The following is an 11,318-nucleotide window of genomic DNA, read 5'->3' on the forward strand; positions in this document are numbered from 1 at the left end:
CGACATGGAAAGGTCGTCGTCTATACCTAGAAGATTTAATCGTTACTCAGTCCGAACGAGGAAATCGCATAGGAAGTAAACTTCTCTCACACACAATAAATTTCGCCAAAGAGCAAGGCTTTGGTGGTATGATGTGGCAGGTTTTAGATTGGAATCAAGACGCAATCAATTTCTATAAGAAGTACCAAGCGGAATTCGACGAGCAGTGGGTTAATGTGACCTTAAATTTTTCAAAAAAATGAAAAACGGATTAACATACAGTGTTCTCATGGTTTCAATACTGAGCCTTTTATCCTGCACATCAACAAAAAAACAAGGAAGTGAAGTACGGGAAAAAAACGTTCCTATTGAAGTAAAAAACGTAGATGATACACTGGTTTATCACATCGAACGTTATAAGGATTTCAGCCCTTATTTTAGTAAAACTGAGGACGGTTTTGACTCGACGATTTATACAGCTTCTTATCCGGTTTTTTCGTCAGCGATAGACACATTAGTTAAACCAGCGATATTCATTGATGGGGAGAGTAAGGCAGAACAGGTAGCAGAAAGTTTTTTAGGAGGATTTAACGATTATGCAGAAGAAAGTATTGAGGCAGGAAATAATTTTTTAAATAAATGGTTTATGGATCAGCAATGCAATGTAATGCTGAACGTGCCACGTTTTGTTACATTAAGAAACAAAATATCTTCATATTCTGGAGGTGCTCACGGGATGGAGGTCAATCTCTGGTTCAACTACGACCTGCGAGACAACCGTCTTTTAACGATCACCGATATTATAAAAGACGCCACGAAACTAACTGAAATAGTCGAGCATCATTTCAGAGAACACGAGAAACTTAACCAAGATGAAGGTTATGGTGAAAGTTATTTCTTCGACCAAGGGCAATTCGTATTAGCGGATAACTTCGGATTAACCAGGGACGGATTAGTTTTTCATTACAATCCCTATGAAATAAAACCTTATGCTTTAGGGTCAACTACTATAATTATTCCTTATGAAGAAATCAAAGGTATTTTAACTTCGAGAGGAACCATCGTTTTAAAAAATATCGCTCAAAAATAATCGTATTTCACTTAAATGCAGGTATTTAAATTTGGAGGAGCATCCGTAAAAAATGCTGAAAGTATAAAAAATGTAGCGTCAATTATTGCACATTACAAAAAAAATGAACTGTTAGTCGTAGTATCAGCGATTGGAAAGACGACTGATAAACTTGAAAAGTTAACAAAAGAATATTTTCAGGGCTCTGCGCATGCGTTAACCTGGTTGGAGGAAATAAAGCAAGATCACCAATATATTTTAACTGAATTATTTGCAGATCCCTCGCACCCAATCTATGATGATATCGCAAATAGCTTCGTTGAAATTGAATGGATCCTCGAAGAAGAGCCTCAGGACACCTATAATTATTTGTTCGATCAAATCGTCTCACTCGGCGAGATTCTTTCCTCAAAAATTTTAGCAGCGTATACGAACCAAACAGGCCTATCGACGAGCTGGATCGATGCTCGTGATTATATTTTCACGGACAACAACTATGGCGAGGCTAAAGTAGATTGGCATAAAACAGAAACTAAAATCCGTCAAGATTTACCGATTATTTTAAACGACTTCGTAATTATCACGCAAGGATTTATTGGATCCACGTCAGAGAATTTCACCACAACTCTCGGCAGAGAAGGTTCTGATTATTCTGCGGCTATTTTCGCATCCTGTTTACAAGTGGACAATGTAACGATATGGAAAGACGTACCGGGGGTATTGAACGCAGATCCAAAATGGTTCGATCGAACTGAACTAATTCCTGAGCTCTCATATACAGATGCTATTGAGCTAACCTACTACGGCGCGACCGTAATCCACCCAAAAACAATTAAGCCCCTGCAAAACAGCAAAATATCGCTTAACGTTCGCTCATTTATCAATCCCGCTGAAAACGGGACCGTTATCCGTACTACAAATTCCGGGTTAGCGATTCCCTCGTTTATATTTAAAATTAACCAGGTGTTAATTAATATTCAGCCACGGGATTTCTCCTTCATCGTCGAAGATAATTTAAGTCACATATTTAACGCTTTTCACAGTCATCGCATAAAAATAAACATGATGCATAATAGTGCTATAAGTTTCTCTGTGAGTGTGGATGACACGGGCGAAAATATAACCGCCCTATTAGAGGAACTGGAAAAAAGATATACAGTAAACCTTGAAAAAGGGCTAGAGTTGATCACAATCCGTTATTTTAATCAAGAAACTATCGATCGAGTATTAGTAAATAAATTTATAATTAGAGAATTAAAAGACAGCTATACCTGTCAGCTACTCGTTAAAAACATGTAATGTGCGCAACCGTTTTGTATAAAATTTTGACACGATATGTTGAATAGGGAAATCTTATCTCCAGAAGTGCAACGTTACCTCATTGATCATCAACACGAGCGTGCATCGAGAATTGCGTTACAAAAAAGCCCCTTCCGAAATGTTACTTCAAGTGACCTCGCTCAACAAATTGATGGTCGGCAACGTGTTTTAAAAAAAATACCCGAATGGCTCACCCCCCCTGGAATATATTTTCCACCCAAGTTAAATTTGGAGCAATGTTCCTCTGCCCTCACAGGAAAATATAAATCGGATCTAGTTTCACCAGGATGCCATATCATTGATCTTACTGGAGGATTTGGTGTCGATAGCTTCTATTTTGCATCTAAGGCGAGCTTTGTTACACATTGTGAAATTAATACAGAACTGTCTGAGATAGTACAGCACAACTTTAAAATGCTCGGTGTGCACAATGTCAAATTTTTAGCTCAAGAAGGAATAACCGCCTTGCAAGACTCAAACGAACGATTCGACTACATATATATTGATCCTTCCAGGCGTGTAGAAAATAAGAAAGTAGTTCGTCTTCAAGACTGCATTCCGAATGTTATCGACCATCAGGAATTATTTTTTAACAAATCGAAAACTATTATCACAAAACTCGCTCCGCTACTTGACATATCGCTTGCATTGGTGTCCTTGGAGCACGTTTGCTCAGTCTACGTGCTTTCAGTAGGTAATGATTGCAAGGAGCTTCTTTTGGTACAAAAACAAGGTTTCATGGACGAGCCTACCATCCATGCTGTATTATTAGGCCAAAGAGATAGCAAAGTACTTTCGTTTAAAAGTAGTCAGGAGAAAGAACTATCATTAGTCTATAGCAATCCACTAAGCTATCTATATGATCCAGATGTTGCGATCACCAAATCTGGTGCGTTCAAAACCGTTGCTCAAGCGTTCAATGTATTCAAACTGGCTCCCCATACACATCTGTACACCAGTGAAGCGTTACAACCTAATTTTCCGGGCCGTAAATACAAGGTTCTGAACATGTTTAGTCTAAAGGACTTGAAAAAAGCCTCTACCATTAACAAAGCAAATGTTGTCACTAAAAACTTTCCGTTAAAAGTTGACGAGATTCGCAAGAAATACAAAATTCAAGATGGTGGGTTTGAGTTCTTATATTTTTGTACGCTAGTCAGCGGCGAGCACGTGGCTTTGTTTTGCCAACGATTGCCAGACGACATTTAAGCTTTTACCTCCACCCCGACTTCCATATTCTTACAATGAAATGTATCGATTGACAATGTGATTACATTCAAGTAAAATCCTATTCGTAATTTTATAAACGATGAAAAAAATTAAATTATCCGCTTTAGAATTAGCGACAATATGTAAAGGAAGCTCTGCATTAGAAGCAATTAACCGGAGTGTTGAAGGAGCTAAATACATTGAAAATTTAGGTTATGAACGGATATGGTTTGCTGAGCATCATAATATGGAACATATCGCAAGCTCCGCTACGGCAGTTCTTATTGGGCATGTAGCATCTCAAACTCAATCTATTCGAATCGGTTCTGGCGGGATTATGCTTCCGAACCATTCTCCTTTAGTCATTGCAGAACAGTTCGGCACATTGGAAACGCTATATCCAGGTAGAATTGATCTCGGACTTGGAAGGGCTCCAGGAACAGATCAAATAACTGCAATGGCATTGCGCAGAAACAATTTAAACACCGCGTTTTATTTTAAAGATGACGTACAAGCTTTGCAACAATATTTTCTAAATGATGATCCTTCTGAAAAAGTTAGAGCATTTCCAGGCGAGGGTCTTCAGATTCCTATTTACATCTTAGGATCGAGTACAGATTCAGCTCACTTAGCAGCTCAACTTGGACTCCCTTATGCTTTTGCAGCCCATTTCGCTCCAGCGATGTTCGCCCAAGCAGCTGAAATATACCGAAATGAGTTTAAGCCTTCAGAGTTTCTAAATAAACCTTATTTTATTGCTTGCGCAAATATTATCGCTGCCGCGTCAACGGAAGAAGCTGAATTCTTGGCGTCAAGCTTATTTAATATGTTCGCAGGAATCATTACCAATCACCGTCGCCCATTAAGTCCCCCAACACAAAAAGTGATCTATGACGGCATACCAGAAATTGAAAAAGCAGTTTACAGCATGACCTCATGTACTTTTGCCGGTGACAAAGCGCGACTTACCCGTGAGTTGTCAGAGTTTATCAACCGTTATCAGATTGACGAAATAATGACCACGAACTATATTTTCGATGGTCAGAAAAGACTAGAATCGTTTAAGATAATAAAAGAGGCGTTACTCGACTAAAAGCGAAATAACGACAGCTTCAATTAGGGAGTATTGAGAAAAAAGGTTAAGCATAGTTGGAGAATGATCGAATTTCCCGCTATGCACTTTAGCTTTTAAGCGGTTTGCGATTCAACAAAGCATGTTGCGATGCAGTAAAAAGATGACGAAAAACGATATTAATTTCGTTCTTCCGCTGAGCACCGGCAATACCTGTATAGGGAAATAACTTAATGACTAACGTTTTTATGTCGCTAACAATTTTTTCCGTAACAGTGGATATTTGTACTAAAACCTCATCCGGCGGAACTCCCTTTCCCCAACTGTCGTTCATCAATGTATATAAACGATCAGAATACTTTTGAATCAGTATCCGATATTCGTCAACCTGAGTAAATAGTGCTTTCCCTAAAGTACCATCCCAACCTGGAACATTCGATTTAACAAATAGCTGCTTTTCAAACAAGTCTAGAAAACGTCTGGCCATTCCCATATAATTAACAGCTAGCGTACATTCAGCAAAAGTCAAAAATGGATAATCAAACAAGGGTTCATCCACTTTACGTTGATGATACTCCAAGTCAAAACTCTGATTGTTAGCGACTTTCAAATTAATGGTCGAAAAACTATGACTGGCAGTACACTCAAGACCAAATGTATCCCAATCATCATGTACCAATACATCATCCTTGTGAACAAAAAACGAATGCATTAATGGTTGCCCTTGTTCATCGAGAATTTGCTTTCCATTTTCAATGATGACAGCATTCAACGTAAAATGCGTTAAATGGGGAGCCCCCGTCCCATATTTCCAACTACCATTTAAAATATAGCCGTCATCCATCCGTTCGGCAGTACCTGTAGCCATCCCACTACCACCCCAACATACGTTCCGTTGTGTAAAGATTGAGTGCGCAAGTTTGGGTTCAATAAAACCTGCAAACATATTTGCACCCGAACATAAAGTGATCGTCCAACCGATACCTCCATCGAGATAAGCTAGTTCTTCCAATAGGCGACAACCATGTGAAAGTTCGTAGCCAAGTCCTCCATATTGTTGTGGTACCCAAAGGTTGAACCAGTTCTGGCTATATATTATCTCTAATAATTCAACAGGAAGTTGCTTTGCATTAATTGCACCAGCAATTTGTTCTCGAATTAATTCTTGTAGTTCTAAGGTTAACATAATGATTAGTTAATTACAACAGATGATTTGATGGATTTCCATTTTAGGTATCCAAAAATTGCGACGACAAACAAAACAATAGTGAGACAGGCGAACAAATACAAATTTTTGTGAAATAATAAAGGAATCGCAATAATATTGCTGATATTCAACAAGACCCAGTTTTCGATTTTCCGCTTTGCTAATAACCACATGCCGGCCCAGGCAGTACTTGAGACAATAGAATCAAGCAACGGAACATCAGAATTTGTGAATTTAACCAATGACCAATATAACAAGAGATACCCTACAACAACGATGAAAAGAACAATTCCCCACTCGGTTCGGGTACAACTTGTGATCGGAACTTCCTTTTTATTCTTGAATTTCCAGTACCATATACCGTAAACACTCATCACTAAATAATATAGATTAAGTAAAATTTCAGCGTATAGCCGCGCTCCAAAATAAACTGAAATTGTTAGTAGAATGGATATTATTCCGAAGTAATAATTGGATAGTTTGTTTGCCTTAGACAGAAATACCTGAACAACGCCAAAACCCACTGCCGCTAATTCCAGCCATGATGTCTGGTGAAATCCTTCTAAAACATTTTCAAAAAATTCAGAAATTTGCATAAAGTGTGTATTTAATTTATAACACACACTTATGGAGATCGTTAAGAATACAAAGAAAACTTTCCTACGCCAGCATTACCTGGATCAGGTTCCTCCTATCACTCGATAAGATTGGGTATATTCTCAGCCTTAGACTCTCAAGAAAACATCCTGATGAGTAAGCACCCCATAAGTATGGATTGGAACTAGGCCAATTTTAAAGCTTGGTGTGAGCGTTCGCGAACCTCATTACATAACGTTTCATCGTCATTTAAATTTTTACCCCAAGTCGGAATCATTTCTCGTAATTTCAATCGATATTCCTCTGATTTTGCGCGGTCAGGAAAACACTTCTTTAATAAATTAATCATAATTGCTACAGATGTAGAAGCTCCTGGAGATGCTCCTAATAACGCAGCAATACTTCCATCGGCGCTTGATACAACCTCTGTCCCGAATTCAAGGATCCCCCCATGCTTAGGATCTTTTTTAATAACCTGAACTCTTTGCCCGGCCGCTTCAATCTCCCAATCTTCTAATTTTGCCGTTGGCATAAACTGTTTCAGCGAATCCAATTTATCGGAAGGACTCTTCATCACCTCGGTGATAAGATATTTGGTTAAATCGAGATTATCTAATCCCGCCGAGATTAACGGCCTTATATTCGACAATTTAATTGAAGCTGGTAGATCGAAATATGATCCTTTCTTCAGAAACTTAGTCGAAAATCCCGCATAAGGACCGAATAATAGCGATTGCTTGCCATCAATATAGCGGGTATCTAAATGGGGAACAGACATTGGCGGAGCGCCAACAGATGCCTTGCCGTATACCTTAGCATTATGTTTCTTTATGATCTCTTCATTTTTACAACGGAGCCACTGTCCACCTACCGGAAAGCCACCGTAACCTTTCGCCTCAGGGATACCTGATTTTTCTAATAATAGTAAAGAGTGTCCGCCTGCACCGATAAACACAAATTTAGCTTTGATCTCTCTTTTCTCTCCTGTTTTAACATCCTTAACCTCTACCTCCCATAAACCGTCACTTTCTCGTTCGATATCACGAACTTCCTGATTTAAGGATAACTTTATATTATTCTTTGTTTGTAGGTGTTTAATCAAATCTCGTGTAAGGGTGCCAAAATTGACATCAGTGCCTATATCCATTCGGGTTGCGGCAACAACCTCGTCTTCAGGTCGATTATCCATCATTAGAGGAAGCCAATCTTTCAAAACCTCCCTATCCTCGGTAAATACCATGTCTTTAAATAAATTCTCCTTCACCATTGTCTGATGACGAGTTCTTAAAAACGCCACGTCCTTTTCACCGAATACAGCACTCATATGTGGGACACGACGGATAAATTCTTTAGGTTGTTTTAGAATTTCCTTTTCGACTAAATAGGTCCAAAACTGCTTTGAAATTTCAAATTGTTCAGCAATATTAATTGCTTTGGTAATATTAACACTTCCATCAGCTTGCTCCGGCGTGTAGTTAAGCTCACACAGCGCGGAGTGACCTGTCCCAGCGTTATTCCACGCGTCTGAACTCTCGGCTGCCACTACATCCAAGCGTTCGACGATCTCTATATTAATCTCAGGATTTAGTTCATTGATTAAAGTACCCAATGTTGCACTCATAATTCCCGCACCGATCAAGACAACATCGACTTCAGATTTTTTAGTTTTTTTACCCATGATATTTTGATTGGTACAAAATTAACATTCGAAACGGTTTTAATCGAATGAAATTGTCAATTTTCTTTCATTTAAGGTATGATTTTATCAATTTATTTTTATGTTGACAGAAGCAGATGCATCGTTGGCAAGTTTCGATAAACGGTTTATTGCCAATAAATAAAATTTAATATTGTGTTTTTAGGTGAATTATTAACATTTTTGTGGGAATTATTTGGAAAAAGGAAAACCCATAAAAATAATGAAATTATTAGCAGGTAAGACAGCTCTAGTTACTGGAGCATCGAAGGGAATTGGGCGTAAAATTGCTGAGGTTTTTGCACAGCAAGGAGCGAACGTTGCATTCACCTATCTATCGTCCGTAGAAAAAGGACAAGAACTAGAACAAGAATTACAAGTTTTTGGCACACAAATTAAAGGATATCGTTCCGATGCTTCAAAGTTTATTGAAGCTGAAAAGCTTATAGATGATATTGTTACCGAGTTCGGAACTATCGATATTGTAGTTAACAATGCTGGTATTACTAAAGACGGCCTTTTAATGCGTATGACGGAAGAAAATTGGGATGACGTGTTAAACATTAACCTAAAATCAGTTTTTAACGTTACAAAAGCTGCATCAAAAGTTATGATGAAAAATCGTAAAGGGTCATTTATTAATATGAGTTCAGTTGTCGGAATTCAAGGCAATTCGGGGCAAACAAATTATGCTGCTTCTAAAGCAGGTATTATCGGTTTTTCGAAATCTGTAGCCAGAGAACTCGGCTCTCGTAACATTCGAACTAATGTTGTTGCACCTGGTTTTATTCGTACAGAAATGACTGATGTTCTAGATCCAAAAGTCGTGGCAGGCTGGGAAGCCAACATTCCATTAAAACGTGCGGGTGAACCTGAAGATATCGCCAACGCTTGTGTATTTTTAGCATCTGATTTATCTTCATATATAAACGGTCAGGTTCTTCCGGTAGACGGCGGAATGCTATAGCATTTTATCGGCCAAAATAACTCCAAGCAATTCATTATTCAGATTTTTCATAAACAGATGATTTAGGTTTTTCCTCGGTCATCTGTTCTTCTCACCGATAACGCATCCAGGAATTCTCTATATATTTTGCCAACCATGCAACAGCAAGTGTTCTCGATAAAAAGCCAATCTGATTTTGAAAAAACATGTATAGATGTGTTTCATCATCAATACAACCGTAATGCAGTCTACCGACAATTCGTAGACTATTTGGGAACGGACATAGAATCAATTCACAAAATTCAAAACATCCCATTTCTTCCGATTGAACTTTTTAAAACTCAAAAAGTTTATAGCTCTGTTAAAAAACCAGAAATCACTTTTAGCAGTTCGGGGACCACGGGAACACAAACAAGTAAGCATCACGTTGCAGACCTAACATGGTATGAAAAAAGTTTCCGCAAATGCTTTGCGACATTCTATGGTGATATTAAACAAGTCGCTATTTTAGCTTTGCTTCCATCCTATTTAGAAAGATCTGGATCATCTTTAATCTACATGGTAGACGACTTAATTAGAAAAAGTAACCATAAGGAATCTGGTTATTTCCTTTATAACCACAAAGAGCTATACCAAACTCTCTTAAATCTACAAAAAAAGGGTACAAAAACCTTGTTAATTGGGGTGACTTATGCGTTACTAGATCTGTGTGAACACTATAATATTAACTATCCGGACCTAATTGTCATGGAGACTGGTGGGATGAAAGGAAGAAGAAGAGAGATGGTTCGTTCGGAGTTGCATGAGATCTTATGCGATGGATTTGGCGTAGCACAAATCCATTCCGAATATGGAATGACAGAATTGCTTTCACAAGGTTACTCATATGGGAAAGGAATTTTCAACACACCGAACTGGATGAAGATATTAATTCGAGACACAAACGACCCCTTTACTTATCTCGAAAAAGGAAAAACTGGTGCTATAAACGTAATTGACCTCGCAAATTTCAATTCATGTGCCTTTATAGCGACCCAGGATTTGGGGAAAAAACATGAACAAGGTAGTTTTGAAATTTTGGGCCGTTTTGATAATAGCGATATCCGAGGATGCAATCTCCTTGTGCAATAAACTTATTGAAGATTAGGATCACCGAATGTGTTTCCGGAATTTATATCCCCTGTTTCGTAACCTTTTTTAAACCAAGTAGCTCGCTGCTCAGATGTACCGTGGCTAAAAGTTTCAGGATTCGATTGCCCGTATGCTTGTTCCTGCAAATGATCATCGCCAACGGCTGCTGCAGCCCTCATGCCATCCATAATGTCCTCGTACGTAAGTTCAATGTCGCTGGTTTTATTTACATGGTGTGCCCAGACGCCAGCATAAAAGTCTGCCTGTAGCTCCGTCATCACCGAAATCTTATTGTATTCAATTTCACTCATCTTAGCGCGCATTGCGTTAGTTTTTTCAAGGACGCCTACGATATTTTGGATATGGTGACCGACCTCATGCGCTATCACATAAGCTAATGCGAACTCGCCCTTAGCTCCATATTTTTGTGTAAGCTCCTTGTTGAAGCTCAAATCGAGATAAATGGTTTGATCGCCTGGACAATAGAAAGGTCCAAAACTAGAATGACCGGTACCGCATCCACCAGTTTCTTCAGTTCCCGTATAAACCGTTAGCTTAGTTACAGGATACTGTTGCCCTTGTGATTTAAAAATTGACCCCCACACATCCTCAGTACTTGCTAATACAACGTCCGCAAATTCAAGAAGTTTATCCTCTTCAGGTGTCGATTCGTAATCTGCTGTCGGGGAAGTCGTTGCACCAGTTTGACCTTGCTGCATTTGATTTAATAGCTCTCCAGGGTCCCCGCCCATCAACAAACCGACTATTATAACAATTACACCGCCTATTCCACCCAGAGTTAACTTCTGACCGCCACTCATTCCGCGTCTGTCTTGAACATTTCCGCTTCTACGTCCGCCTTGCCATTTCATAATTTAAAATTTTTGTTATTCAATAATACTAATTTTTAACAGGAAATTGTTCAAAACTCAACAATTCTTTGATAAAAATAATTCGTATTTTCGCCTAAAAGTAAAACATATGTCTATGGAGCAACAATTAATTAAGCGTAGCGATAATTCCTGTGAACTCTGCACCGCTACCGGGAGTCTGTCTGTCTACACAGTACCACCAGCGGATATACAGAACATT

11 protein-coding genes are annotated in these 11,318 nt (G+C 38.7%); 7 read left to right on the top strand and 4 right to left on the bottom strand.

The features are described 5' to 3' along the window. From HP439_RS13375 to HP439_RS13395, 5 genes are all read left to right on the top strand, one after another. A partial coding sequence (locus HP439_RS13375) for a GNAT family N-acetyltransferase (protein ID WP_172390841.1) occupies positions 1 to 242 on the top strand: 242 nt, incomplete at its 5' end. After that, on the top strand, positions 239 to 1,069 hold the full coding sequence (locus tag HP439_RS13380; RefSeq protein WP_172390842.1) for a DUF3298 and DUF4163 domain-containing protein: 831 nt from the start codon (positions 239 to 241) through the stop codon (positions 1,067 to 1,069). The genes HP439_RS13375 and HP439_RS13380, both read left to right, overlap by 4 nt. A gap of 15 nt (positions 1,070 to 1,084) precedes the next feature. Next, complete coding sequence (locus HP439_RS13385) at positions 1,085 to 2,347, top strand: aspartate kinase (protein ID WP_172390843.1); 1,263 nt, start codon at positions 1,085 to 1,087, stop codon at positions 2,345 to 2,347. Positions 2,348 to 2,383: 36 nt separating this feature from the next. After that, positions 2,384 to 3,577: a class I SAM-dependent methyltransferase gene (locus tag HP439_RS13390; RefSeq protein WP_246229359.1), complete on the top strand. Its 1,194-nt coding sequence runs from the start codon at positions 2,384 to 2,386 to the stop codon at positions 3,575 to 3,577. Between the two features lie 100 nt (positions 3,578 to 3,677). Next, positions 3,678 to 4,670, top strand: a complete 993-nt coding sequence (locus tag HP439_RS13395) for an LLM class flavin-dependent oxidoreductase (RefSeq protein ID WP_172390845.1) — start codon at positions 3,678 to 3,680, stop codon at positions 4,668 to 4,670. A gap of 88 nt (positions 4,671 to 4,758) precedes the next feature. Here the strand turns inward: HP439_RS13395 and HP439_RS13400 are convergent, their stop codons facing one another. From HP439_RS13400 to HP439_RS13410, 3 genes are all read right to left on the bottom strand, one after another. Then, a complete protein-coding gene (locus HP439_RS13400) occupies positions 4,759 to 5,835 on the bottom strand; it encodes an acyl-CoA dehydrogenase family protein (RefSeq protein ID WP_172390846.1) in 1,077 nt (358 codons plus the stop codon). Positions 5,836 to 5,840: 5 nt separating this feature from the next. Then, positions 5,841 to 6,452 (bottom strand): nicotinamide riboside transporter PnuC, encoded by a 612-nt coding sequence (gene pnuC / locus HP439_RS13405; protein WP_172390848.1) that lies wholly within the window; start codon positions 6,450 to 6,452, stop codon positions 5,841 to 5,843. A gap of 185 nt (positions 6,453 to 6,637) precedes the next feature. Further along, the gene (locus tag HP439_RS13410) at positions 6,638 to 8,131 is read right to left on the bottom strand and encodes a malate:quinone oxidoreductase (protein WP_172390849.1); all 1,494 of its coding nucleotides are present in this window, start codon (positions 8,129 to 8,131) and stop codon (positions 6,638 to 6,640) included. 241 nt (positions 8,132 to 8,372) lie between these two features. Between HP439_RS13410 and fabG the strand changes: the two genes are divergently transcribed. Together fabG and HP439_RS13420 are read left to right on the top strand one after the other, a co-directional pair. Continuing rightward, on the top strand, positions 8,373 to 9,116 hold the full coding sequence (gene fabG, locus HP439_RS13415; RefSeq protein ID WP_172390850.1) for a 3-oxoacyl-[acyl-carrier-protein] reductase: 744 nt from the start codon (positions 8,373 to 8,375) through the stop codon (positions 9,114 to 9,116). 135 nt (positions 9,117 to 9,251) lie between these two features. Continuing rightward, a complete protein-coding gene (locus tag HP439_RS13420) occupies positions 9,252 to 10,226 on the top strand; it encodes a LuxE/PaaK family acyltransferase (protein WP_172390851.1) in 975 nt (324 codons plus the stop codon). 2 nt (positions 10,227 to 10,228) lie between these two features. Here the strand turns inward: HP439_RS13420 and ypfJ are convergent, their stop codons facing one another. Then, entirely contained in the window at positions 10,229 to 11,098 is an 870-nt protein-coding gene (gene ypfJ, locus HP439_RS13425) for a KPN_02809 family neutral zinc metallopeptidase (protein ID WP_172390852.1), read from the bottom strand. Positions 11,099 to 11,318 lie beyond the last annotated feature (220 nt).

Source organism: Sphingobacterium shayense, from assembly GCF_013179575.1.
In the GTDB taxonomy this organism is placed as follows: domain Bacteria; phylum Bacteroidota; class Bacteroidia; order Sphingobacteriales; family Sphingobacteriaceae; genus Sphingobacterium; species Sphingobacterium shayense.